At 39.3% G+C, this 25,518-nt stretch carries 20 protein-coding genes; 13 read left to right on the top strand and 7 right to left on the bottom strand.

Annotation, left to right across the window (positions count from 1 at the left end; genetic code table 11):
* Positions 1-142 precede the first annotated feature (142 nt).
* A complete protein-coding gene (msrA, locus tag V7K40_RS10045; RefSeq protein WP_298914544.1) occupies positions 143-808 on the bottom strand; it encodes a peptide-methionine (S)-S-oxide reductase MsrA in 666 nt (221 codons plus the stop codon).
* Positions 809-977: 169 nt separating this feature from the next.
* Between msrA and V7K40_RS10040 the strand changes: the two genes are divergently transcribed.
* Positions 978-1,418 carry a DUF202 domain-containing protein gene (locus tag V7K40_RS10040; protein ID WP_334959203.1) on the top strand — a complete coding sequence of 147 codons (441 nt, stop codon included), beginning with the start codon at positions 978-980 and terminating at the stop codon, positions 1,416-1,418.
* A 414-nt stretch (positions 1,419-1,832) separates the two neighbouring features.
* On the opposite strand, the gene V7K40_RS10035 is transcribed toward V7K40_RS10040, so the two are convergent.
* A complete protein-coding gene (locus tag V7K40_RS10035) occupies positions 1,833-2,036 on the bottom strand; it encodes a hypothetical protein (protein ID WP_334959042.1) in 204 nt (67 codons plus the stop codon).
* 253 nt (positions 2,037-2,289) lie between these two features.
* Between V7K40_RS10035 and V7K40_RS10030 the strand changes: the two genes are divergently transcribed.
* Positions 2,290-3,189, top strand: a complete 900-nt coding sequence (locus tag V7K40_RS10030; protein WP_334959040.1) for a beta-1,6-N-acetylglucosaminyltransferase — start codon at positions 2,290-2,292, stop codon at positions 3,187-3,189.
* A 449-nt stretch (positions 3,190-3,638) separates the two neighbouring features.
* Here V7K40_RS10030 and V7K40_RS10025 read toward each other — a convergent pair whose 3' ends face one another.
* Positions 3,639-5,810 carry a recombinase family protein gene (locus tag V7K40_RS10025; RefSeq protein WP_334959039.1) on the bottom strand — a complete coding sequence of 724 codons (2,172 nt, stop codon included), beginning with the start codon at positions 5,808-5,810 and terminating at the stop codon, positions 3,639-3,641.
* Between the two features lie 78 nt (positions 5,811-5,888).
* Here V7K40_RS10025 and V7K40_RS10020 point away from each other — a divergent pair, with 78 nt between their 5' ends.
* Together V7K40_RS10020 and V7K40_RS10015 are read left to right on the top strand one after the other, a co-directional pair.
* Positions 5,889-7,241, top strand: coding sequence for a proton extrusion protein PcxA (locus V7K40_RS10020; protein WP_334959037.1), 1,353 nt, complete (start codon positions 5,889-5,891; stop codon positions 7,239-7,241).
* A gap of 383 nt (positions 7,242-7,624) precedes the next feature.
* On the top strand, positions 7,625-8,908 hold the full coding sequence (locus V7K40_RS10015) for a murein transglycosylase A (protein WP_334959035.1): 1,284 nt from the start codon (positions 7,625-7,627) through the stop codon (positions 8,906-8,908).
* Positions 8,909-9,049: 141 nt separating this feature from the next.
* Here the strand turns inward: V7K40_RS10015 and V7K40_RS10010 are convergent, their stop codons facing one another.
* From V7K40_RS10010 to V7K40_RS09995, 4 genes are all read right to left on the bottom strand, one after another.
* Positions 9,050-9,283 (bottom strand): DUF3134 domain-containing protein, encoded by a 234-nt coding sequence (locus V7K40_RS10010; protein WP_179074150.1) that lies wholly within the window; start codon positions 9,281-9,283, stop codon positions 9,050-9,052.
* Between the two features lie 201 nt (positions 9,284-9,484).
* Positions 9,485-9,913, bottom strand: a complete 429-nt coding sequence (locus V7K40_RS10005; RefSeq protein WP_334959033.1) for a hypothetical protein — start codon at positions 9,911-9,913, stop codon at positions 9,485-9,487.
* Positions 9,914-10,593: 680 nt separating this feature from the next.
* Positions 10,594-10,692, bottom strand: coding sequence for a DUF4114 domain-containing protein (locus V7K40_RS10000; protein ID WP_334959202.1), 99 nt, complete (start codon positions 10,690-10,692; stop codon positions 10,594-10,596).
* A 346-nt stretch (positions 10,693-11,038) separates the two neighbouring features.
* Positions 11,039-12,409 (bottom strand): substrate-binding domain-containing protein, encoded by a 1,371-nt coding sequence (locus tag V7K40_RS09995; protein WP_334959031.1) that lies wholly within the window; start codon positions 12,407-12,409, stop codon positions 11,039-11,041.
* Positions 12,410-13,929: 1,520 nt separating this feature from the next.
* Between V7K40_RS09995 and V7K40_RS09990 the strand changes: the two genes are divergently transcribed.
* From V7K40_RS09990 to V7K40_RS09950, 9 genes are all read left to right on the top strand, one after another.
* Positions 13,930-15,156, top strand: a complete 1,227-nt coding sequence (locus tag V7K40_RS09990; protein ID WP_334959029.1) for a choice-of-anchor tandem repeat GloVer-containing protein — start codon at positions 13,930-13,932, stop codon at positions 15,154-15,156.
* A gap of 911 nt (positions 15,157-16,067) precedes the next feature.
* Positions 16,068-16,685, top strand: coding sequence for a hypothetical protein (locus V7K40_RS09985; RefSeq protein ID WP_334959027.1), 618 nt, complete (start codon positions 16,068-16,070; stop codon positions 16,683-16,685).
* An 18-nt stretch (positions 16,686-16,703) separates the two neighbouring features.
* Positions 16,704-17,078 carry a hypothetical protein gene (locus V7K40_RS09980; protein WP_334959025.1) on the top strand — a complete coding sequence of 125 codons (375 nt, stop codon included), beginning with the start codon at positions 16,704-16,706 and terminating at the stop codon, positions 17,076-17,078.
* The gene (locus tag V7K40_RS09975) at positions 17,032-19,779 is read left to right on the top strand and encodes a hypothetical protein (RefSeq protein WP_334959023.1); all 2,748 of its coding nucleotides are present in this window, start codon (positions 17,032-17,034) and stop codon (positions 19,777-19,779) included. The genes V7K40_RS09980 and V7K40_RS09975 overlap by 47 nt, the downstream gene beginning before the upstream one ends.
* A 110-nt stretch (positions 19,780-19,889) precedes the next feature.
* The gene (locus V7K40_RS09970; protein WP_334959021.1) at positions 19,890-20,744 is read left to right on the top strand and encodes a hypothetical protein; all 855 of its coding nucleotides are present in this window, start codon (positions 19,890-19,892) and stop codon (positions 20,742-20,744) included.
* Between the two features lie 197 nt (positions 20,745-20,941).
* Positions 20,942-22,003 carry a hypothetical protein gene (locus tag V7K40_RS09965; RefSeq protein ID WP_334959019.1) on the top strand — a complete coding sequence of 354 codons (1,062 nt, stop codon included), beginning with the start codon at positions 20,942-20,944 and terminating at the stop codon, positions 22,001-22,003.
* A gap of 108 nt (positions 22,004-22,111) precedes the next feature.
* Positions 22,112-22,936 (top strand): hypothetical protein, encoded by an 825-nt coding sequence (locus tag V7K40_RS09960; RefSeq protein WP_334959017.1) that lies wholly within the window; start codon positions 22,112-22,114, stop codon positions 22,934-22,936.
* Positions 22,937-23,071: 135 nt separating this feature from the next.
* The gene (locus tag V7K40_RS09955) at positions 23,072-23,776 is read left to right on the top strand and encodes a hypothetical protein (RefSeq protein ID WP_334959015.1); all 705 of its coding nucleotides are present in this window, start codon (positions 23,072-23,074) and stop codon (positions 23,774-23,776) included.
* The gene (locus tag V7K40_RS09950) at positions 23,773-25,404 is read left to right on the top strand and encodes a hypothetical protein (protein WP_334959013.1); all 1,632 of its coding nucleotides are present in this window, start codon (positions 23,773-23,775) and stop codon (positions 25,402-25,404) included. The genes V7K40_RS09955 and V7K40_RS09950 overlap by 4 nt, the downstream gene beginning before the upstream one ends.
* Positions 25,405-25,518 lie beyond the last annotated feature (114 nt).

Below are 25,518 nucleotides of genomic sequence, written 5' to 3'. Positions count from 1 at the left end.
CGCCTTTGCCTCGTTAAGAGTCTCTGACTGGGAATGCCTGAGTCCACGCTCTGCAATGAAAGAGCATTTCCAGGTTGAACCTGGAAACGAGGTTTCAAAGGGATTTTCGCTTAAGTTGATCCCAATGACATGGGCACTCCTATCAACTCACTTGCGATTCAACTACGCCCACGGGACAAGATACGTTTGTCCCTCCTAAACCACAATACCCGTTGGGATTTTTAGCAAGATATTGCTGATGGTAAGCTTCTGCGTAGTAGAATTCAGGTGCATCCAGGATTTCTGTAGTAATCTTGCCATAACCTGCACCGTTGAGAGCTTGTTGATAAGCTTCCCGCGATGCTTCTGCTAGCTGCTTTTGACTTTCAGAATATACGTAAATTCCTGAACGATACTGAGTGCCAGCATCATTACCTTGGCGCATCCCTTGGGTAGGATTGTGGCTTTCCCAGAATACTTTAAGCAGTTCCGAATAACTAATCACTTTGGGATCAAACACAACCAACACCACTTCATTGTGACCAGTTCGCCCACTACATACCTCTTCATAGGTGGGGTTGGGTGTTAACCCAGCAGCGTAACCCACTGCGGTGGTGTAAACTCCTTTAAGTTGCCAGAATTTACGTTCTGCACCCCAAAAACAACCCAAGCCAAAGATTGCTTTCTCTAATCCATCGGGATAAGGAGGTTTCAGGGGATTCTTGTTGACATAATGAGCAGCGGGTACTGACATAGACTGTGCCCTTCCTGACAAAGCTTCCTCAGGCGTGGGCATAACTTGCTTTTTGCCAAATCCAAATAACGCCATTGATTTTGACTCTGATATACATCTTTACCTTACTTACTATTGTAAAGATTCTAGCGATCGCTTGGGGTTTTCTCAAAGTCCTGACTGGATTGTGTTGACCCTTACGAGATGCGTCTGGGTGTTTGTTTCACTAGTTAATGCTATATCAAGGGGAACTTGGGGTCACAAAATGGATAAAATACCGAAAATTGACCGTCAAAGAGAGCATCAAGCGAACGAACGGACTTTTCTGGCTTGGCTACGCACTTCTATTGCATTGATTGGCTTTGGTTTTGCTATTGCGCGATTTGGCATATTTTTGCGCCAGCTTAATATTGCTCTTACTCAACAAGAACCTCCGGTAAATCCATTATCCAACTCAGAAAATTTGGGTCTGGCTTTGGTAATTTTTGGAATTTTGATTATTGCCTTAGCTGCGTGGCGATACAACCAAGTTTTCTGGCAAATTGAGCGAGGGGATTATAGACCAAATAGGTTAATGGTTTGGATAATGACTGGAGTAGTAATTATTTTGGGGTTTCTCAGTATTCCTTTGCTTTTAAGACGTGATCAAGTCCCTTTTCGTTCTCCTGTTCCAATTCAACCACAGTCCCGAAAGTTGCAAAGATAAACCCTAAACCTCAATGTTAAAAAGGGGACAATTACTACTCGATACAAACAAATATTTTTATTTTTTAAATAGATCATTATGCTTACTATTAGCAAATTATAGTAAATCTAATGAAGATAAATTTGGATTTTCCAAGCTTGCTAATTGTTCTCTAAGCATCAAATAAAGTTTAGGATTCGCCTAAGCTGCTCTAACTTCTGGATTGCAATCATTAATTAACTTCTAAGCAACAAATAAAGTTTAGGATTCGTCTAAGCTGCTGCTTTAACTTCTGGGTTGCGATCATTCATTAACTTATCTAAAGATTGGACTTTGGATAAATAAAAAAGGTTCACTAATTTTTTTACGCGAACTAAAAATTCACATCACAAATTGCCTCAGTTTTTTTTTGAACTTAAGTCAAAATATTTCCCGCTACTGAGCAATCCATGACAGATAAGCTAATCGACATTTAAGCTGCATAATATAAATGTGTTCCAGTTTCAATTCCCCTGTACTAGGCGCACTTTGGGTATCATGGGTTTGCGTACCCGGACGGCAGCCTGGGTATCTAAAGATTCTGGCATTAGCTTCAAAATCTGGCACGTCAAATACTGTTCCATCCACTACCAAAACCATAGGAGCGTTCCTTGGAGGATTAGCGTAAGTCCTAGTATTGATGAAAATAATAAAACTATTAGGTAAGATGATATATAGCAGTCCTAAATCATATGTGAAAACTCCTTTTTCTTTTTTTGGCGCTCTTCTCTTCGAGACGCTTTGCCAACGCGAAGCCTCTCGTAGAAAAGGCGACTTGGCAGTTATTTCATTTTTAAAACTAATTTAGGATTGCTATATTCACAAAGTTGATTTATCTAATAAGGCAATTTTTATGAGAATAGCATATGTAATTTTAGTCCATAAATCTGTGGAACAATTAGTACGTCTTATTGATCAACTAAACACAGAATATGTTTCATTTTTTATACATATAGATAAAAAAGCTGATGATAAATTTTATCATCAGGTACTGACTCAATTCAAGGATTTTCCAAATGTCTCTTTTATCAAGAGATACAGTACAGCATGGTGTAGTTTTGATGCAGTCAAAGCTAGTCTTGAAGGAATAAAATCAATAGTTGAAACAGGTACTTACTTCGATTATGTTATACACTTATCGGGTCAACACTATTCCATCAAGTCAAATGAACAGATTAAGAAGTTTTTTCAAGAGAATAAAGGTAAAGAATTTATACAGTGTTTCCCACTACCTACTCCTGGCTATAGCTTAACAAGACTAGAATGTTGGTATTTTCCTGGAAAAAATAGAGGTTTTCGTATCCCAGGAGAACATAAGTTTAAATCTCGTATTAACTCTTTCTTATATTCATTGTTGATTTTGCTAATACCGAAAAGACGTAAATTCCCTAAAGGCTTTGCTCTTTATGGAGGTTCAGCATTTTGGTGCTTAACAGGAGAATCCATAAAATGGATAAATGATTTTGTTAAGCAAAACCCTAAGTTTGTGAATCGTTTTAATTACACTTATTGTTCAGATGAATTGTTTTATCAGATTCTAATTGCAAATTCACCTTTTAAGGAAAATATTATTAACACTCGCTTGACATATCTAGAGTGGCCTAGCTCTGAATCTTTTCATCCTAAAATTTTAGAAAAAAATGATTTTGATAAAATTATAGAATCAGAAAAACTATTTGCCAGGAAGTTTGATATGACTATAGACTCGGATATATTAGATATGATTGATCAAATGATATTGAGTCAATCTTAACTTGCAAATAAATTTTGAATTTTGGTCATAGAAAAGAAATAGTAAATGTTCTCGACTATTGAACTTTGGACAAAAAAGAGTGGTTCGCGTAAAATATCCGCAAACCAAACGTTATCTAAAGAATACTCAGATGATTGCTCAACGTTGACGTTGAGCCAACCGCCATTCTTCGACGAACGGACAGTCCACCAGCATCCGTGAGAGGTAAAGATAAAGTGCCTTTTGTCAATCATTTGAAATACTCAAAAAATTGATAATAAAAATGATAATTGCTACTTTGGAGGAGAGAGGGTGAGAGTCGCTCGCTCTCTCTCCTCATTTTTTATTATCATTATTATTCAAGAATTGGACAACCTCAAATAATGGTGATATTACTTATAATAATTGAGACGAAACTGCTAAAATAGCGGATGAATTATTATGCGAATTTAGAGAACTTTGGATAAGCTTTATATAACGGAATGCGTTACACAGGCATTCACTAAAGGTAACAGCGGCCCTAGTTGTTCTTGTCCATTTACTGCTAAATCGCTGTGACACAAATAAACTCTCTCGGAAACACGAGATAGTAAATCGGTCAAAATCCTTCGCAGTCGTTGTTCTTGTGCCAATTTCTCATCTTCTGCTGTCCAAGGTTCGCCTAACCTGTCTCGCAGGAAAAACGGCGCACCAAATAAAGTCGCCGCCCCACCTTTCGCCCATAAAGATGAACCAGCATCAAGCCAAAAATGCCAGCGGTGCGATCGCCTACTAGATCGATATTGAAATATAGTTGCTAAGGTGACAGCCCTTCTGGCTCCACCGATGGGGCGTACAGGGTAAGGGTTGGCGGTAATTGTACCACGTCGCAGTAGTTGAATGAATTCGATAATAGTTGTGTGAGGCGTTGTTTCATCTGGGGCAATTTGCCGTAACCTGGTGTCAATTTCCCAGTAGTGTTGGGCGGTTTCTAATAATTCCCGTAATGCTGCTAGTTGTTCGTAAGGGAGATTGCTACCATTCCATAAAAAACGCTGAATTGCCCTATCTAAGAGGGAAATGGGACTGGGAATTAAACGCAGTTCTTGTTGCGATCGCTGCTGTTCTAACCACTGTAATATCTCACCATAGGCTGTAGTAGCCGCATAGCCGATTCTATCCCAGCGCTCGAAGGTTGACACTGGCAGCAAGTTGGGGCGATCAGGATGTGGTACAAAGCAGTAATCTGCAATTAAACCAGCCCGTACCGGGTCAATATCAGTAGAGACGCGATTAATCGCGTCTGTTTGGAGTGAGGAGTTTTCTGGTGGTTGTTTTCTACTCAATACAACCAGCATTTCTGCCACAGCATCCCGATCTACGAGGCGTCCCAAGCCGGGATAAACTAGTGCCAACATGGTGAGTAAGGCGCGAATGACGGGTGAACTAACTAAGGGACGTTGGTCATTGAGCAATTCTACTTGGATGTTTTGCTTGATCAGGATTTCTACTAAAGTATAACGAGCGATCGCATCTAAACCTGGTGCAATAATTGCCACTTGTTCTGCTTGCACTTGCTGTGATTGGATGGTATTAGCAATTACCTCTGCTGTTTGCCGCAATAATTGGGCGCGGGAGGTGGTTTGAATTGAATGCACCATTTTTGGTAAACTCAACAGTACCATCGGTTCTGTGACTAATTCCACCATCTGTTTAGTAAGTTCCTCACCAAGGGACTCTGAAGGCGGCTCGGTTAAGATTTCTATTCGACAACGCTCTGCTAACCCTTCTAGATAGCTAGGATCTGCCCCCAATCCCAATCGCACTGCGCCATCGGGATTGTAGCTAAAGGCCCCGACTGCACCTTGATTTAACAACAACTCAAACAAAAGACGCGCTACGCTAGGATAATCATCTACATCATCCGCCAGTACCGCCTGATAGCGTTTAGTTAGGTGCTGCTGGTAATTGCGATCGCTTAACAAATATTGACTATAAAGTTCGGTAATAATCCCATAACTTAGTAACCCCCTCTCTAAACACCAGTTACGCCAATCTAGGAGCAAAGAGGCTAGAAATTCCGGCTCTAAAGTTGTAGTATTATCCCCCAGACCCCTTGCCAAAATCTGGGCAATATCTTCGCAACGTATACCACTGTAAGCTGCTAATTGCAATAAGTCTAGAATGCGACGCACCAATCGAGACTCATTCACTCCCGCAATCCGTAAAATTTCTTCGTCTAATTGGGGACGCCAGAGTTTGGTTGCTAACTCTTGTTCCGTTTCTGGTCGCAATCTTACTGGAAACTGTGCCTTCAGGCTCAAGGAGTTAATTAGCAACGGCCAAAATAAAATAACTTCATCCTGGAAAAAACCTAGCGGTGTCTTGGCACGAACCGGATATTTTCCCAAGGTAGATGTAACAATTATATCTCCCAATTCTCGACGATTATCATCATTGGCAGCTAAGACTAAAACTCCTGGCTCTGTTTGTTTAAGATATAAAAATTCCGGTATGCGAACGCCTTTTTTTTCTCTCTGTTTTTTAGTATAAAATGATTCACTATGTTTTTCAGGTTGTACCCAACTACAAAATTGCTCTACCAAACGAGCCGTCTTACCACTGCGGCTAGTGCCAACAATCCAAACCGAATGAGAAACCACAAACTTTCTCCTTGTAGATTTGCTAGTATACCTCGTGCGTTAACTTAAGGTTAAGAATCACCAAATAATGCTGGATGATTGTCTGCAATGAAAAACTCTGTTTTTAGCCAAAAAATCTATTCCTTCTTACTTGCTGCTTATCGACGGTACTTACAAACTCCTGAACGTTCTTTACATGAAGCTTACGATGCAGCATTAAAGATTCAGGAAATAGAAAATAAGCATTTCAATGGTAATAAAATAGACACTGACTCAGCCATGTACAGTAACAGTGTGATGGATTATTTTGAGTCAGACCTCAAGAAGCTATTAAAAATTGTTAGAATGCGGCTGACGGAGTTTAGAGCAAGCCGTTGGTTTCTAAATGAAGAAAATCAAAAAGCTGCTCAAAAAGCAGGTATAGAGCATCCAAGTCCTTCTTTGATTTTGGAAAAGCTAAACTTTATCGATCAAGTTGTATCCAAATACACAACAAATTCTGATCAAATAACTTCTAAAGCTTTAGTAGTCAAACCTGCAAATCTACCAGTTAACTCTGTAATATCGGACAACAAGTCGTTGCTCGTTAATACTCCAACGTTACCACCCAAAATACCAACTCAAGACTCGCATAAAAAACCACAACTGCGTAAAGTCGATACAACAGGCGTTTTACCGCGCTCTATTTTAAGTACTATCACTCGTCTGCAAGTTGAATTAGATCCTAATTCGGAAAAAGAAGTAATTCAGAGTTTTCGTCAGGCTCAAAGAAGAACAATAATATCTATCAGATTTATTTTACTATTAATTATCGTACCACTTTTGACGCATCAGATAGCAAAAACTTTCGTAGTCGGCCCATCTGTTGAGCGGTTTAGAAGCAGTGAGCAAATGCAGATATTCCTCAATTCAGAAATGGAAGAGGAAGCACTTGCAGAATTACAAAGATTTGAAGAAAAGCTCAAGTTTGAAAATTTCATTAGAAACGCCCCTCCACTGTCGTCTGAACAGATGGAAATTGAAATGACACATAAGGCTGTAGAGCTTGCTGAAGAATTTCGTCACGAAAGCTCTAATGCAATCAAAAATGTTTTTGCAGATATTTTTTCCGTGGGTGCTTTTATCTGGCTTTTGGTTGTCAGCAAGTCTTCTATTGCTGTACTCAAAGATTTCTTTGATAATATTGTCTATGGACTTAGTGATAGTGCCAAGGCATTTATCATCATTTTGTTTACTGATATATTTGTAGGATTCCACTCTCCTCATGGGTGGGAAGTACTTCTAGAAGGTGTATCGCGTCATTGGGGATTACCAGCAAATCGAGATTTTATCTTCTTATTTATTGCTACATTTCCAGTGATTTTAGATACTATTTTCAAATACTGGATATTCCGATATTTGAACCGGATATCGCCTTCAGCAGTTGCCACTTACCGTAATATGAATGAATAAGGTCTTGGGAATTGGAAATTGTTGAGCTAGTGGCTTAAGAGTTTCTCTCACTTGTAGCAACTGGCGTCAAAAACAAGCAACAAACAATCTTTGATTATGTTTTGCTTTATTGTCGTCTACCTAGTAGACTGTGGCAATAGTTTACCTAACTTGAACAAGGGGTTTTTCCCCTTGTTAAGTCTGGTTAATTGAGATGGTAGCTGGATTTATGCGCCAGCTGTACTACTAGTCTGTGTGATTAATTTTCAGAGGTTCGTAGTAAGTGATAAATCGCTCAATTTCAAAGGCTATATCTGCTGCGTGCGAACTTTCACAACCCATCAACACTAATGACATAAACCACAATTTGGTGGAGTATGGGAAGGCAAAAATTTTTAATTTTGATGAAAAATACACTTACTAGGTTAAGAAAGTTCAACAAAGTTATCTGCATCAGCTTACCTGTGGTTTTGTCGATTTTGCTGGTGCGGATGCAATCTCTGACGCATCGAGAACTCAGTCCGCCAGAATGTCGTGTGAAAAAGTGGGATATACCAGTTTCCTTGACTGCTGAAAATCAAAATGTATTTACACAAAAGCAAAAAGCAGTATTAATTCAGAGATTACCAGTTACTTGTTGTCAGGGTGATACCTCTTGTTTAGATGAAGTTCTGTATGGAGAAATACCAGACAAAAAAGCGCTGGTGAGTGCGATCGCTCGCAGTCTCCAATATCTGCAAACAGTTAATGCTGTGGCTGCTTATCAAAACTATCAGCTAGCTGAGATTAAACGCGACCGCGTGTTCAAAAGCTTGAAAAGATTCCGCGAACTCCTATTAAAAACTAATTCTGCAACCGAATTACAGCAAGCCATCGAGCGGGAATTTGTTCTTTACCAGTCAGTTGGTAAAGACAATAAAGGTTCCGTTTTATTCACCGCCTATTATGAACCGCTTTACGCAGCCAGTCGTGTTTCTACAGCAGAATATCGTTATCCTGTTTATCGATTACCTCCTGATTTAAACTCCTGGTCTAAGCCTCATCCTACACGCAAGGAATTAGAAGGAGCAGATGGTTTACAAGGCGCAAAAGGGAAATTGCGAGGATTAGAGTTATTTTGGTTTCGCGATCGCCTCGAACCATATCTAGCTCAAATTGAAGGTTCAGCGAGGCTTCAGCTTCCTGATGGGACTCAAACAACAATCGGCTATGCTGGTAATAACGCTTATAACTACAAAAGCATTGGGCGAGAATTAGTGAATGATGGCAAATTACCGCTAGAAGGTATAACTATGCCAGTTATTCTCAACTATTTCCAAAAGCATCCCCAAGAATTAAATATTTATATTCCGCGCGATCGCAGTTTTGTTTTTTTTCAAGAAAACCATGGTGAGCCAGCCCAAGGTTTTATCAACGTCCCACTAACAGCAGAGCGTTCTATCGCTACAGATAAATCCCTCATGCCTCCTGGTGCTTTAGCGTTGATTCACACTTCTATTCCCTTTGTTAATCCTACTGGAAAAATGCAGGAGCGCATCGTTAGTCGCTATGTTCTTGACCAAGATACCGGAGGTGCAATTAAAGGCGCAGGTAGGGTAGATTATTTTTTAGGTACTGGGAAATTAGCAGGCGATCGCGCTGGTGTCACAGTTAGCAATGGACAATTATTTTATCTATTACTCAAGTAGTTAACTTAACCTGAAATCGGCGATTTCTAACCACATCTACACAGTCAAAACCCGCCTGCGCGGGTTTTAAACTCTTAATTTTCCATTAGCCCAGGTCGATGTAGCTCTCGTTTGTATAGCCACAAATTTCATTCGCCAGGGCTAGGCTTCAATATCCATATCAGCATCATCATCGTCATGATCGTAAGGGATATCGTCAAGGTCGATCATTTCTGAAATTTCTTCTACTTCATTTAGATACTCAGATTCTTGATGTTCACGCTCGATGAGACGACCAGTTGACTTTAGCCATTCCAAGAGAATAAACTCATTACTTGTACGAATTACAGGCGCTCGCTGATTACGAGGTTCTTCACGTAAAGGACTTATAGGCATAAAAAAACTCACTTTGAATTATGGGTCACTGTACAAAAACAGGAAAATTGTACATTAAGCTTAAAAAGCTTGTTATACAAGACTTTTCTGAATAGATGAAATATGAACTATTGAGTTTTTTATCTCTAGTCCGTCTAGTTATTTACCATTAAAATGTCTTTGTGTCAGTCCTAAATAATAAATATTCAAGTGGACGCGATATCACAAGGCATTTGGCAGGTTGGCGAGAGTTTCATACATATTAGAGGGTAATGCAGACAATCTGTTCGCGACAGCGACTGCATCAGCTAAGTTGCTAAATTGACACCGGACAATCTCTTGTCCATTTCCTGAGGGGAATCGCTTCCTAGCTTTGTTAGATACAGCACAAATAATCGCTAAAGCTTTGGCGAACCCATCTTTTGTCAATATTGTTTCTTTTGCGAACCCTTCAACAGGGATAAGGCAAACCTCAAACCGATAGCCAGGTCTGGGAGAAACAGCTATGTCAATATACGGTTTATCTTCTTTCCTGATTCTGCGTAAATATTGGGCTGTCAAATTAGCATCGTGTAAATCAGTACCAAGGGCGTAAGTAAAGAAACAATCTTCTGTCAGGGATTCAGGACGGGTAATTATATCCGTTGCCATAAGTTCAAGTACTAACCGTATATTATTTGGGCTTGTGACACATTAAAGTTGTCCGTTCTTCTTAGCACATTTTTGGACAGTGAGATATACCAGTTTACACGAGGTATTCCAATACAGTTTGGCTAACTAAAAATTTTAATTTTTGTAATGCTGAAGACTCTCATCTTTCAAAAAATAGATTGGCAATATCAACAGACATAAAACACCTCCACAATCTAAGGATGTAGAGATTTAGATTCAAAGAGGCGTCTATTATAGTCAGTTACATGACCGAAAATATTTCTCAATTATCTAATTATAACATTATAACATAGTTAACGGTTGAACTTTTTTCAACTACTGTGACCCATAGATATTAAGCCATCAACAATAGTAAAGTTGTATTCAATTCCGACTTTTAGATAACTAAATACGTATATTAGTTAGTTGTTATTGTTACTAATATTAATTCAAAAATGGGAATAAATACTTAGTTTATTGCCTCATCTCATAAAGTAAACTAGGCATTGTTTTCGGTTTGCTCAAATCCTTATTTTAGCTTGTAGTCAATGCCCAACCCCAGATTACCATGCGGGTTCTCCAAAGGAGTACAAGCCCACGCCAGTTGGGAGATTCATCCATTCGGTTATCCCAAGACTGCCTTGTTCACCTTTTTTGGTGGTTATAAACTCTTAAAATTACTAGACAGCACTCAAATTAGCTCGCACAGTAACATCGTTAAAATCTTTGTCACCACCACTTGCTAAATCCTCAAAGCCAAAGGTGCTATTCCCTAACAGACGAATAAGATCTACCTAATCAGTATTAGCACCCAAGAATGAGCGTAATTACAAACTATCTGATATTTATTTATACCCATCTATTTGTAAGCTTTGAAGCCACTCAACTTACTATCTCTAGTTGAATAAGATAAACTGCTAAAACACTTGGCTATGCACTGCTGAAATACCCTAAATTTGCTAAATATTAAGGGTATCTTCAGGAGTTATTGATATAAATCATCGCCTAAATAAATCCCCAGGATTGTAAATATAATCCTGGGGTATAACCTTCATATCCTTACCAAGATATTTATAAACCTAAAAGAGGCAAGGGCGGTTAAGACTAAAAATGGTATTCACGCGATTATGGAGCGGGTTTAAAAACAGTATCCACGTAAGTATTGACAAGAGTTCGAGCCTGATTTTTAATGGTATCGGGAAGAGGAGCATATCCCCGATCTATAGCTATGTTATTCGGGTTGGTTGTGACATTTGCTGGTGCTGGAACAGGTGGTACTCCTAAAGCCCAGTTGATGAATCCTTTAATACCATTTGCTACCTTGACGTCTGCATATTTGTCATAAAATAGTATGTAAGTTGCGGTAACAATGGGATATGCATTTGCAGCTGTTGGATCGGTGACTACGAGTTTAATCCGTCGAGCATTTGTATCTTGGTCAGTCGCACCTACAAAAGCATTTGAAATTGTAGTTGGTGAGATGGGATTGTAAGTACCTGCCTTGTTCTGTAAAACAACAGCTTGCAGACTATTAGCTAACCGCGTAGCACTATCCACATAACCAATTGCACCAGCAGTAGTTTTGATCTTGGTGGCTACACCTCCACCTCCTGAGGCAGATTGGAAATTGGCTGGCCAAACAACTGTATCGGCTGGTAATGGATTGGGTATACCGCCAGCTTGAGCAATACTTTTTTTACCAACTCCTCTGTTCCAGGCAACACCAAATGCCGCCTTGAGATGACTGCTTAAAGCAAAAGTGGTTCCACTATCGTCACTACGACGTACTACAACGATGGGCTTATTTACTGAAATTATTGCGCCGCCGTTATCTGCTTTAATTTTGGGATCATTCCAATTTGTAATGGTGCCGTTAAGAATACCAAGGTAAGTAGCTCGTGAAAGCTTAATTCCACCTGCTGGTACATTTAGACCACTAGGGTTGTAAGCTAACGCGATTCCGACGCTGATCACAGGTACTTGAATGTATGGAACTGGGTTTTGGGGGGTGCCTGCGGGGGTGGGAACATCATTGGGACTGCCAGTAACTCTTTCTGTTCCTGATACGGGGTCGTCACTAGCTGCAAAAGAGACTGGGAGATTGATGGTAGCAGTATTAGGTGGTACTGGTGGCACGGTTTGATTGAAAAAAGCTGTTAACCCTACGCCACTGCCAACCGAAGCATATCTGAATGTGACGGTCGGATTGATTGATCCCGGAGGATTGAGGCTTGAAGGATTTCCAACACCGTAAGCGTTAAACCATGAGCCTTTTGGGGCAAAAGGAGAGGTAGTTCCTGTACCTACAAACAAAGTATTCACGGTGCTTGCACCTGCACCATTTATCGATGTTACCCCAGCTGGAGCCGGGGTCGTGGAGGTCTGAGCTAAAGATTTCTGAGTAGCAGATTGACCTACTACTAAACCAGTTGCTATGGCAAGTACAGAAATTGAACTTGCCAAGTAGGTCAATTGACGATTAGGATAAAAAGCCATGTCAAGCTCCTTCAAATTAATTTCCGGTTCAACACCTTATCAAATCAAAATCAAGTGTCAAACTGGTGATTATAAATAACCTTATATAATGACAAAATTTTGGCATTATAAAGGTTATCAGTAAATCAAAAGTTTTCACAAAGCTATGAAGAATGTAGAGTAAAATCAAGGGAAAGTTTTCAAAGATGTATAGGACATTTAGGTGTTGCTAATTGACCCTATTACATGATTATTTGCTACTTAAAAACTCTCCATTTATAAGTAAATTTGTAGAAACAAATTTTGAGAGGCTTTATTATCAGGGAGTGTGGTTACTAGGTACTATGAGTCATACCTCAATTCCCATTCTCAGTCTCTTATTCCCTTTTAAAAAGCCATGTTTAATTCTACCTACTTACTTATTTGGGATGGCAATGTTTACCTAAAATTATGAAAATCACTATCTTTAAATGTACATGCCCAGCAGTTTGCCACAAACTACTGCCAAGGTGCTAAGTAAAGAAAGTTAGTATTTCACAAATCTTTTAGGTAGCTAATAGCTGTTAAAATTTGCCAACGAAATCAACAGTATAATCTCAAGGTAAAGTTCAAGTAATGATTGTATTATGGAATGATTAAAAAAACTTAAATATATTTCTGGAATTTAGAGGTGTTTGAAAAGTGGTTTTTGTCGCATTTATTATTCTTTTTTCAGAGTAAAATGTGAAATTTTCGCTTATATATGGTTTTCCTTAATTAACCTTTTTTTAGAGGTATTAATAAGTATTTCATAGAGTTTACGCAGTTGACAAATTAATCAGCGCGTGTATTAACAAAAATACGTTGTTTTAGCATTTTATCAATCATCCTTTTATTAGTTGCATAGGCGTAGCCCAACCCACACGTCGCAAAAAAATAGCACAAAAATCTAGTTATTATACCAGAAACCCAAATCTCATATTTAGTATTTTATGTCAATGGGTAAGTCATAGTATTAGCCCTTTCAAAGAAGATAAAAATTTTGCTCAAGAAACTCCTCTTTAAGTGGTTAAATAAAATGCTTTTGTGTCCTACCAGTAAACAGGGCTGGATGCAATACTTTTGGGTTAAGGATTTTTGGTATTGATTTTAGGTATGTAGAGACGTTGCAAGGCAACGAACGTCTCTACAAAAGATTTCCGGCTTAACCCAAGCGTATTGGGGCTGGATGGGTTGGATGTCTGTCTTGGACACCTTTAATTTGACGAGGGGTTAATTTAATAGCCAAGCGATCGCTTGGCTATTATACCAATTGGAGTAATCATTAAATATCTTTCGTAAAAGTATTGTTTTAAAAGCATTTGAGATTATCCTCTCATCAAAGTAATAAAAAAGCTTTATTTTGTCAAAATTTAGGGTTTTTTCCAATTTTTTGTGTTGATCACGACATCTAAAAAAAAAATAGTTATTTATGCTACTAAACGAAGTCATCAACGAGGTCAATTTTACGTTATTGACTTAAGCGCTATATCCAGTCTCATCAAATTTTTTCTAGGTTTTAAATGAACAAGACTAATCTGTACAAACAACGTCAAAACAAAAACAGGGTATCAATTTTAACTTCCCTGGCTGTTTTGGCTTCTCCATTGGTATTGCCTTTGCATCAAGCTATTGCTGCATCATTGACTACTGTTGCAAATTTCAACGGTGCTAATGGAGCTGCGCCAAGAGCTGGTGTATTTCAGGGTAAGGATCTCAATCTTTATGGAACCACTTCTGCTGGTGGCTCATCTAACAACGGAAGTGCATTCAAGTTGAGTGGTGCCGGTTTCAGTACTTTGACCACATTGATCAACTTTACGGGAACAGCCCTACCCAACAGAGGAACTAATCCAATAGCTAGATTATTCCAGGCAAGCAATGGCAATTTATATGGGGCGACCTTTACAGGTGGCGCAAGTAACCTCGGTACATTGTTTAGCTTGGCATCACCAGCTTTTACAGGTCTGACAACTCTTGTGAATTTTACTGGCATCAGTAATGGAGCTAACCCAGCAGGTCGACTGATTGCGGATAGCACTGGCAATGTTTTGTGGGGGACAACCTCGGCAGGTGGGGCCAGTAATAAAGGAACTATATTCAATGTTCCGCTGGGTGGCAGTCCAGTCACCACAATAAGTTTCACCGGTACTAATGGAGCAACCCCATTAGCAAGATTGCAACTGGTGACTACCAATGGAAGCTACTATGGCACTGCCTCTTTAGGTGGAGCAAGTAATAAGGGAGTTGTATTCAAGTACACTCCTGCTAATCCTATTGCTACTAGGTATAGTTTTTCTAGCTTTACTGGCGCTAATGGGGCAAGTCCAGAGGCTGGATTAATTGTATCTAGCGGATTCCTCTACGGCACTACTAGGTTAGGTGGAGCCAGCAATGTAGGTGCTATATTCAAAGTTCCAATTGGAACAGCCACCAATCCTATCGGTGCACCCGTTTTAGTTGCCAGTTTTAATGGCGCTAATGGAGCCAACCCAAAGGCTGCGCTTACACCAGGAGCAAGCAGTGGTATCTTCTATGGCACAGCTTCTACTGGCGGGGCAAATAACAAAGGAGTTGTCTATCGATTGAATGTTGGAACTACTTCAACTATCACCCAGTTGATTAGTTTTAATACCACTAATGGGGCAACGCCAGAGTCCACGCTAATTTCGGTCGGCACTGATTATTACGGTACTGCCTCTGCTGGTGGCACTTCTGGTAAAGGAACTGTATTTAAATTTACACCTTAGCCTGAAGATAATCTGCGTGTAAAATAAAAAGTAAAACGTAGATTTGAAAAATGTTGATTAATTACTTTCAGATAGTCAGGGAAGCGTAGCTATCTGAAAGTAATTATAAACAGTGGGAGAAACTAAATTTCCTAAAATGGAAATAAATTTGGTGCAATCAATGCCGTTATAATAATTTATACATAATTTTTCTGAGATCATCTCCGTTTAATTGCCCATAATTAAGAGAATCTCATCTTGCCTATAGCTAAAGCTACAGGCTCCCTACCTCTAATCCCCACTTCGTAGAGGCACCGAGTTTCCCTACTAGGGGAAAGGCTGCTTTGCATGAATCATAAGTAATTTGCCAGACATCATATGAAATGCCTAATAATGCCCAATCGGCTTTAAGAAGTGATCAGTGATAGCATAGGTGGTAATAATTTAATTCAACATAAATCCCTTCTAATTTTTCTCTGGAGGGGATTTTATTCCTTAAATGATCTTGTTGCGATCGCCTGAATCAATAACTGGCAACCTGGGTTAGTAGTACATCCTACTATGAGGATAATATCTTACAAAGCGGTTGCTTGGAGGAATAGAAGGTTTTTCTATAAAACCTATAACTATCGCTATTGTATGACTTTGGTGAGATAATAACGAGTTTTAACGAGCTTAAACGATGAAGTCAGATTTGTTAGGGAATTAGCGATGCCTGGCGGCAAGCCCTACGGGTGACGCTCGTAGCTTCATACTTATTAAATAAATATTAATGCTTTCTTAACTTAACTTAATATGAATTTATGTATAGTATAGAACTTTGCTAAACTTTATAAGTTGAGGAAAAATTAAGTATTCAATCATGTTAAATTGGAAATAATTGTAAAATTTTAGACAACCAACACTCAAGTACATTATAGGAAAATTAGCAAATGTCTAGACAAAGTTCTCACAAGAGAAACTTTTTCAAAGCTTTAACTGGTAGCGCTGTCAAAGGATCTCAGAAGTTAAAACTGGGACTTGAATCCAGCTTGATTATTCTGGTTGAATCTATACCTTTTTTGATTGCTTGTGCTGTATTTATAAGCGTTATCAGCCTAAAAAGTCCTATCCTGCTTTTTTGTTTACTAGTTGGTAGTTTAATTGCAGTCATTACCCAGCAAATTGGGCAGCAGGTGAATTTACCAAGGCGATCGCTAATATTATTACAAATTTTAGCAGCAGCAATCATTCTGAGTTTGTATTGGTTAGACTGGTTTGCAGCCCCTGCACAAGCACAGTTTTTTGGGGAAGCTGAAAAGTTTTTCAAAAGAAACTTGGGTGGAGCACAAGCAGCTGGTGGTGGTAGTGAGACAGCAATAAGTTTGATATTTAATGTGTTGCGGGCGATTTACTTACTTTATATTGCAATTTCTCTGGTTGGTGTGATTAACGCAGTGCGTAAAGATGAAGATTGGCAAAGCATTGCCAGAACTCCCCTATTAGTCGTTGTTGCTGTTACCATTGCTGATGTACTCACACGCTTTGTAATTGGTCCACAAGGGCAGTAAATAATTCAGATATTTCAAATGTCTCAACAAGAGCGGGAACAAGATTTTCGTCCAGTCAATCAGGTTCTAGGAAGTCAACCTTCGTTAGGGCCAATCCCTGCCGATCAAATTCTTCCTTGGACGGTAATTGCCCTAGCCTCCTACTTTATTATCAATGGAATTTTTGGTGGTATTTTCCAAGAAGAGTTTCAAAAGTGGTTGTGGACAATACTAATGACTGGTTGGGGAATAGGAACTTGGTGGATTTTAACTGGTGGTAGGAGTTGGAGTTTTTTAAGTAAATTTATTGGCGTTCCCGCTTGGACAAGAGGCTTTGCTCGTTATCAAAGCTTATTGGAAGTTAACCATGAAGCAAAAAATCGGAAAACAAAGCGTCGGCATCGCCGGAAATGAAAGTAGATTAACACCATTTGAAGATGCCTTACACTTGGCGACAATGCTACGTGTAGCAATGAATGGACGTGATATTGGCGCTTATCTTTTGACAAAAGGCACTCAAAGAGATCGGTTTTGCTTTGTTTTTGGTTTTGACTGTAAGGGAATTCATACCACTTTAAGACCCGAACAAATCGATACACTTTTTAATAACATTGAAGCCGGATTGAAAGATATTCCTAGCGGTGAAAGAATGACACTGCATTTGGGATCTTTTAGTTCCGATAAAGAGCGCCAAAAAGAATTAGTATCGCTAATCAGAAATGCGCCATCACGAGATATCAAATATTTGTTGATGGCAGAAAGAGCCAGAGTCAAAGAACTTACTATTTCTGGTGTTCGGAAGCCGAAATTTTTACGAATTTACGTCACTTACACGATTGAATCTAACTCGCAACATGCAGACGATTGGATAGAGAAACTTTTAGTCAAAGCTGAATCATGGTGGTTGAAATTCAAAGGGGATCTCTCAGAAGTAGAAAACCAACGCATTGAAACACTGATCACAAATGCTTATAAACAGGGTTTTCTCCGCTGGGAACAAACTTTATCTAACCAAATGGGATTGGATGTCAAGCCTTTGACAGCTGTTGAACTCTGGAAGGAGATATGGAAAAGGTTTAATGATACAGAGCCAATAGAGATTCCCCAGTTGATGACTTTAGATGAACAAGGACTGCATGAGCAAGTTAATTCAGATTTAGCTAGTACTAAATTGCTTATAGACAATATCCACGGCACAACTTTGCTGATGGAGTCTAGCGTACCTTGTGCTGATCGCCGCTGGGTTAATGTTAACAATCGTTATATTGGCGCACTGTCATTTCTGGAAAAACCCGGAGGTTGGCCAAATAAGTCTGCTCAACTGCGCTATTTATGGGAACTGTTGGCCAGAGAAAGAGTAGTAGATACAGAGATTTTTTGTGAGTTAACAGCGGCAAATCCGGCATTGGTGAAAACTACTTTGCAACGAGTCTTGAAGCAGTCCAACATGACAACAATCATGGCTCAAGAAAAAAGCAAAACTATTGATGTCAACGCACAATTAAAGTTGAAGAAATCGGTAGCAGCACAAGAACAATTATTTGAAGGTGCAGTCCCGATTTATACGAGTATCGTTATTTTGGTACATCGTCCAACTGTCGAGAAATTAGATGAGGCAACAAGATATATTGAAAACTGTTTTCAACGTCCAGCAAGGGTAATTAGGGAAACTGAGTATGCCTGGAAAATTTGGCTGCAAACTCTACCAATAGTTTGGGAAGGCTTGTTGGCAACACCCTTCAACCGTCGCCAGCTATATTTAACAAGTGAAGTTCCTGGATTAATGCCTTTAGTTTTAACTAAACAGGGTGATAGACAAGGCTTTGAGTTGATTGCTGAAGAAGGCGGAACACCTGTACATTTAGATTTATTTAATCAACACAAAAATTTAGCTTTGTTTGCCACAACTCGTGCTGGTAAATCGGTGTTGGTGTCAGGGATTTTAACTCAGGCTTTGGCGCATGGCATTCCTGTAGTGGCTTTAGATTTCCCTAAACCCGATGGCACATCTACTTTCACTGATTATACAGAGTTTATGGAGGGGAATGGAGCCTATTTTGATATCTCTAAACAATCGAATAACTTATTTGAACAGCCAGACTTACGATCGCTAGAACCAGAACAACAGCGCGATCGCTTTAACGATTATACCGCCTTCCTAGAATCAGCTTTAATGACAATGGTTTTAGGATCATCGACTGAAAGTCAAATTTTATCGCAAACCGTGCGATCGCTGCTCAACTTAGCATTAGAAGCTTTCTTTGCTGATCAGGGCATAAAAGAGCGATATATACAGGCAATGGCAGGGGGATTTGGCACTCAGGCTTGGCTGAAAACTCCTACCTTAAAAGATTTTCTGTTTTTCTGTTCATCAGAACACTTGCAGCTAAGTTCTTTAACTGGCAGAGTAGAAGACGCCCTCAGTCAAATTCAGCTGCGCTTGCGGTTTTGGCTTTCTAGCCGCGTGGGACAAGCTATTTCTGCACCATCCAGCTTTCCTACCGATGCACAACTTTTAGTTTTTGCTCTCAGAAACCTATCAGATAGTGAAGATGCAGCCGTACTATCTTTGAGTGCCTATTCAGCAGCACTACGACGCGCACTCAGCAGCCCAGCTTCTATATTCTTCATTGATGAAGCACCAATTCTATTTGAATTCGAGCAAATTTCCGACTTAGTTGGCAGAATTTGTGCCAACGGTGCTAAAGCCGGCATTAGAGTCATTTTATCAGGACAAGATCCTGATACCATTGCCAAATCTAAAGCTGCATCTAAAATTTTGCAAAACCTGACAACACGATTGATTGGACGCATTCAGCCAGTTGCAGTGGATAGTTTTGCAGATATCTTAAAGTATCCCCGCCAAGTTATTTCTCGTAATGCTTCAGAAAGCTTTTTTCCCCGCAAAGAAGGCGTTTATAGCCAATGGCTGCTAGATGATAACGGTATTTATACATTCTGCCGTTACTATCCAGGTTACGAACAATTGGCAGCAGTTGCTAATAACCCCTCTGAACAAACTGCACGCAGTAAAATGATGCAACTTCATAGCGATAAATATGAAGCAATTTCTGCATTTGCACGTCAGTTAGTGGCTACTTTACGTAGTAGTTAATCAGGTTATGTAAGCAGTTAACAGTGATTCAAAAAGTTGTAAATCATAGTTAAAAATTTAGCTTTTTAACTTATTGCTTAATTTCGTCTACCTTTTTCAGGCACAGATGTATGCGAAAAACTACCATTTTTACTCTGACGTTGCTATCCCTGGCAATCTTACCAGCAATGGCACAAGTTCAACTTGGCTCGGGATTAGGCGAGGTTTGGACTAATTTTAAATTATATTCCACAGATATGGGAAAATACTTTCAAAATAATCTGAGCGAAAACTTAAACCCTGTAGAAACACAAAGTCGAAATGCTCTTGATAGTGCCAAGGGAGATACAGAATTGAAGATACCCAACCCCGTCGATGCGGGACAAAAGGTTCGTGATAACATTATCAACGAATCTTATCGTTCACAATCTAATGCAAGCCGCTTTGAAAATAATGTAGCAGTACGGGCAAATTTAGTTAGTAATGAACTCAATCGTTTTATTACTCGTGGAGCAGCGGAAGCTATTCTTGGTAAAGATGGACAAAATCGGACACAAGTAAAGTTAGAAAATACTGAAAATACACTAAAAGATATTGACGCAATTAGCGATACGGCGGGGGCAGGGAAAAACCTAGATAGTGTTAGATTTGATAATTTAAGTAGGGGAATAAAGCAATCTGTACTAGATGCGACGGGTGTAGGGGCGACTCTTTCGGGTTTATCAGAGTTAGGAAAAATCCTAAATGAAAATAACTTGCAAACTATTAAGATTCAACAGGCACAATCAGCAATTATAGGTGAAACATTTGCTCAGACAATACAAACGAATCAGTCTTTACAATATTCTAATTTAAATTTAGCAAATATTTCTCAGCAGGCAGAAGAGGCGAATCGCGCTCGGAGAGTAGATACATCTACAGAAGCGGCGCGACTTTTACGAGCTACTTCTCAACTAGATTTGTTTGGCAGAAAAGTTGTGAAGTAGAATTTTAGGATAAAAAAACTCTAATTTCCATACAATTTTTAAAATTCTTAAACTTTTTACAAACCAACAGCAAATTTCAAAAAACGGTTTGGTAGGGTGCTTTAACGACAGCCTAACGCACCGAAAGCATTTTGGATGGTGCGTTACGTTCCTAACGCACCCTACGAAATATAAAAAAAACAGCCCATCAAATCAAAATGCAACTTGCTATTCAACTAATTTTTGCCCAAGTAGGTGCCCAAGTAGGCATTGATGAGGTTCTTAATAATGGTACGGCAACTTCTCTAAGTATTGCTGATGGTTGGAATAAACAATGGCTGGATTTATTACAAAATAATACCACTAATAACTTGTATGGAGCGCTGACAAATCTGGGTATTTTTTTTGCAGTAGGAACCCTGTTATTTTTTATGATACAATTCCTCAAAGACTTAATATCCTACGAATATAGTCGGCCAATATCAGCTTTAATCTGGCCTTTTGTGGTGGTGATCCTCTTAAGTAATTCAGGTAAGGGAAGTATGCTTTCCAATCTGACACTGGGAGTCAGGGATTTTTTAAACACTGTGAATCAGCAAGTAGTGGTATCAGCAGATGCGGGTAAAATGTACCAACAAGCACTGAATATGAGTATTGCCGAAGAAGTAACTGGTTCTTTTCTGCGTCCTTGCCAATCGCTAATTGGCGCTCAACAAAATCAATGCTTTGTCAGCGCTGCCGATAAAGTCAACATTCTCTTGCAGAAATATAGAAATACATACGGAAGGAAAATTTGGATAAATAGGCTACAAACTAAGTTAGATAATATTAGATATAACAAAGGCTTTATATCAGAAATCTCATTTAATTCTTTGTTAGGTTCTACAGTTCAAACAAGCATCAAAAACTTTTTAGTTTCCTTACAATATGCCTTCCAAAATTTGATAGAAGCTACTATGTTGCTGATAGCGGTTTTAGGCCCAATAGCCGTAGGTGGGTCTTTACTGCCTGTAGCTGGTAAACCAATTTTTGCATGGGTGACCGGATTTTTATCTATTGGAATCGCCAAGATTTCATTTAATATTATTGCTGTGCTAACTGCCACAGTTATTGTAAATGGACCGGGCCAAAATGCTAATGCTGATCCAGACTTAATGTGGTTCATAATTTTTCTGGGAATTTTAGCACCAATTTTATCGTTACTTGTGGCTGCTGCTGGCGGTTTTGCAGTCTTCAGTGCGATTAGCAATACGGCTTCTTTAGTAAAGGAAAGGATATAATAAATTCAAAATTAAAAAAAATCTGATATTAGCAAGTGTCCTGACTGCTGACTAAATGTAAATCATCATATATAATATCTGAAGTTTTTTGCAGTAGGAGATAAGTAAATGGTGAGTTTACTAGAAAAAAGACAAATAACGGTAAGTGTTTTAACAATTTTTGCGATCGCAACCTTCAGTTTACATATATTAGTTTTATTTTTATTCTTATTACAAGGGCTAAATATTCGCCAACTCAGTCTGAGAAAACCTCCCAACTTTGTACAATTAATAGACGGTAAACCAGTAGGTAATATCGATGATTTAGTAAGAGATCCAGAAGCAATTCGCCAATTCATCAGTAAAACGATGATATCAATGTTTAGCTGGTCTGGAACCTTGCCACCACAAAATATCGAAGAAGTTGCAAACCCCAAACCAGATTTAGGAGTTCTTATTCAAACACCTCAAGCGAGTAGCCAAAAAGTTAGTACCAGCAGTTGGATAGCTAGTTTTGCCTTGTCCGAAGACTTTCGCAAAGGTTTCTTAAGCACAGTTGCAGAAATGACACCGCCAGAAGTTTTCTCTGAAAATCCCAGCCTAGCTATGACGTCACAATTAGTTATTAAGCGGGTTTATCCGCCAAAACAAATTGCACCAGGAAAGTGGCGAGTGGGTATGGTAGCCGACTTAATTCAAAAAAACCGAGTTGGTGGTGCAAGACTCATAACTCCTTTTAACAAAGATTTACTTGTACGTGCAGCAGATTATTTTGGTAATCCCCAAGGCGACAATGGGACAGACTTGCAAAAAGCAATTTATAGTGTCCGCGCTGATAGATTAGAAATTTATGAAATTCGGAACTTATGTTTGCTAGATGGCAACAACGGCCTCAACAATGATAAATTTACACAATGCGGCGCTGGACAAACATCTGATAGCTTTATCAGATGAGTAGGTAGGGAGAGACGCGATTAATCGCGTCTGTACTGGGGAGTAGGGAATCAGCCTTTTCGAGTTGTACAGAGTTTTTTAAAAAATCAAATAAGACCTATAGATTTCTAATTCACTAATTTTATATAAATATAAATGCAAATACTTAAACCAGAAAATAGGAAAAATAACCCATTGCCTCTGTTAGCAGTAGGAACATTTGGGTTAAATGTATTTACCCTGCTTTTACTACTATTTAACGGGTCTATGTTACAGCAACTAGGTCGTCAACTCACACCTCAAAGTTTAGTGCAGCTTGTTGATGGTCGCACTATAACCGTAAACCCCCAACCAAATTTAGAGCGACAGCCAGAGGCGATTCGGCGGTTTGCGGGTGAAACTATGAGCTTAATGCTTACTTGGTCAGATCAACAGCTGCCAACGCAAGTCTGGGAAATTACCTCCCAACTGGTAGCTGATAATTTTAAACAAAAACTTAAGTCAGAAATTACCAATTTAAATCTAGATAGCCAATTTGAAAATGTTAATAGAGGAGCAGAAAATGTATTAGTAATTCAAAAAATCTCTCAACCTACAAAAATAGGTGATGGACAGTGGAAAGTGGAGATGTTTGCTAATCAACTAGTTTTTAGCGGTTATGATAGGTTGGGAAAATCAACTTCATTTAATAAACAAATTTTAGTTAGAGCAATAGATGAACCCGCAACTTCTCTACCAAATGCAGCACTACCATTGCAGTTCGCAGCTTACCGTCTTGGTGAAGCCAGACTAGAAATTTATAATGTATGTGATATCAAAGATAAAAATTGTTCTGGAAATCCCAACCAAGCTTTACCATGACTAAATACTCAATTCCTGCGGAAACACCTCCTCAAAATAAATTTACTTTAACCACCGATGCTCACCAACAAGATGTAGAATCTTTTGATTGGGAATCGCGGATGTCAAGGTTGGTTGGCTTTGAAGAAGAATCTTCTACCGATACTCAAGGTTCAGAAGACTCTGCAACGCCGCAAGAGTCGCTTTCTCAACCACAAGAAGTTCAGACTAAGCAAGCCTTCTCATCTAATCCCTTTGCAAAGTTAGGCTTGGTAGGCGCTGCTACCTTAGCGATAGTTTTGGTGGGTGGTGTGTTTTTGTCCCAGTTGATGAGTAGTAGCAATTCAAAGCCAAAAAATATTGTTTCCCCACAAGTATCATCGCAGCCAACTAATGAATCTAGCTCTCAACAGCTAGAAGGCGAAGTAGATACTCTCAAAACGAAATTAGCCCTGACTGAACAAGCACAAATGGTGAAAGCCGCCCAACAACAGCTCAGAATTGCCAAATCAACGCCGACAGTAGCCTTAAAAGCAGAACCGTCAGTTTCTTCCAGACGTAGAGAGAAAGTGATCCCAACACCCGCACCAACATACGTACCTCGGACAGTGACAATTGAGCGCATCGTTAAAGTACCTGCTTCTCAACCTTTGCCATTACCCCAGATACCAGTTGTAAAGCCAAACACTCAACCCGTAGTCAGTATAACTCCATCACCTCCACCAACCCCATTACAAGAGTGGGCAAGGTTAGCAAAGTTAGGTAGCTACGGTCAAGTAAGTGTCACTGATCAACTTAATAACATAGCAGCTGCTCCTGAACCTGCAAACAATACGCAGCCGCAGGAACAGACACCAAACCCCAATCCTGACCAAACCCCACAACAGGAAACTCCTGCTCCAGTGGTGAGCCAAGCGCAAGCGAAGGGAGAGAAATCTGTAGCAGTAGGAAGTAGTGCTAAAGCTGTGTTAGCAACAGCGATATTTGGGGAAACTAATACTAAATCAGGCGGTGGTGATGAAACAGGTGAACAGAAAAACGTATTTGTGATCCGATTGAAAGAACCACTAAAATCTACCGATGGTTCGATCGCTCTACCTGCAAACACCGAATTCCTCGCTGAAATTGGTTCCCTTTCCGAACAAGGTCTTTTGCAGATGAACGTAGTCAAAGTTATCTCGCAAAATAACGGCAACCCTACAGAACAAAGCTTACCCAACAATGCAATTATTCTTCGCGGTACCCAAGGTAAACCTTTAATTGCAAATAAATATCCCAGTTCAAGTTCATCCATAGCATCGATGGATGCAGGACTATTCGTTTTGGGAGGTATTGGTAAAGCAGCAGAGTTAATAAATCGCCCTGATACCAAACTCGTGCCATATTCTATAACATCAACATCTTCCAACCCTACCGAAAACGACCCAAACAGTACCAACACCAACACCTCCACTGGTCTTGTTAGTGAAACTGAGAACAGACGCAATCTTGCAGCTGCGGTTCTGGAAGGTGGTATGAACTCTGTAGTTCCCCAGATTGCCCAACGTAATCAACAGGCGATCGCCCAAATGTCACAACAAACTAATGTTTGGTTTTTGGCAGCCGGTACAAATATTGAAATATACGTTAATCAAGCAACCCAGTTTTAGAAGGTAGGATTTATACTAATTTTAAATTTTGGATTGGGTAATGGTAATTGGTAATTAGTTTTCCTTTCATCTTTCCCATCTTGCTTTATTCTATCTACCAATCTACCTCATTTG

Source organism: Nostoc sp., from assembly GCF_036917195.1.
Classification (GTDB): Bacteria; Cyanobacteriota; Cyanobacteriia; order Cyanobacteriales; family Nostocaceae; genus Nostoc.
This window is presented reverse-complemented; position numbering and strand designations above follow the sequence as displayed.

Excerpts from the sequence above, each read along its gene's own strand:
- V7K40_RS09995 (WP_334959031.1), bottom strand. The coding sequence starts at position 12,409 with ATGGCTTTTTATCCTAATCGTCAATTGACCTACTTGGCAAGTTCAATT.
- V7K40_RS09960 (WP_334959017.1), top strand. The coding sequence starts at position 22,112 with ATGGTGAGTTTACTAGAAAAAAGACAAATAACGGTAAGTGTTTTAACA.
- V7K40_RS10030 (WP_334959040.1), top strand. The coding sequence starts at position 2,290 with ATGAGAATAGCATATGTAATTTTAGTCCATAAATCTGTGGAACAATTA.
- V7K40_RS10010 (WP_179074150.1), bottom strand. The coding sequence starts at position 9,283 with ATGCCTATAAGTCCTTTACGTGAAGAACCTCGTAATCAGCGAGCGCCT.
- V7K40_RS09955 (WP_334959015.1), top strand. The coding sequence starts at position 23,072 with ATGCAAATACTTAAACCAGAAAATAGGAAAAATAACCCATTGCCTCTG.
- V7K40_RS10035 (WP_334959042.1), bottom strand. The coding sequence starts at position 2,036 with ATGGTTTTGGTAGTGGATGGAACAGTATTTGACGTGCCAGATTTTGAA.
- msrA (WP_298914544.1), bottom strand. The coding sequence starts at position 808 with ATGGCGTTATTTGGATTTGGCAAAAAGCAAGTTATGCCCACGCCTGAG.
- V7K40_RS09980 (WP_334959025.1), top strand. The coding sequence starts at position 16,704 with ATGTCTCAACAAGAGCGGGAACAAGATTTTCGTCCAGTCAATCAGGTT.
- V7K40_RS09975 (WP_334959023.1), top strand. The coding sequence starts at position 17,032 with ATGAAGCAAAAAATCGGAAAACAAAGCGTCGGCATCGCCGGAAATGAA.
- V7K40_RS09990 (WP_334959029.1), top strand. The coding sequence starts at position 13,930 with ATGAACAAGACTAATCTGTACAAACAACGTCAAAACAAAAACAGGGTA.
- V7K40_RS09970 (WP_334959021.1), top strand. The coding sequence starts at position 19,890 with ATGCGAAAAACTACCATTTTTACTCTGACGTTGCTATCCCTGGCAATC.
- V7K40_RS09965 (WP_334959019.1), top strand. The coding sequence starts at position 20,942 with ATGCAACTTGCTATTCAACTAATTTTTGCCCAAGTAGGTGCCCAAGTA.
- V7K40_RS10015 (WP_334959035.1), top strand. The coding sequence starts at position 7,625 with ATGAAAAATACACTTACTAGGTTAAGAAAGTTCAACAAAGTTATCTGC.
- V7K40_RS09950 (WP_334959013.1), top strand. The coding sequence starts at position 23,773 with ATGACTAAATACTCAATTCCTGCGGAAACACCTCCTCAAAATAAATTT.
- V7K40_RS09985 (WP_334959027.1), top strand. The coding sequence starts at position 16,068 with ATGTCTAGACAAAGTTCTCACAAGAGAAACTTTTTCAAAGCTTTAACT.
- V7K40_RS10005 (WP_334959033.1), bottom strand. The coding sequence starts at position 9,913 with ATGGCAACGGATATAATTACCCGTCCTGAATCCCTGACAGAAGATTGT.
- V7K40_RS10040 (WP_334959203.1), top strand. The coding sequence starts at position 978 with ATGGATAAAATACCGAAAATTGACCGTCAAAGAGAGCATCAAGCGAAC.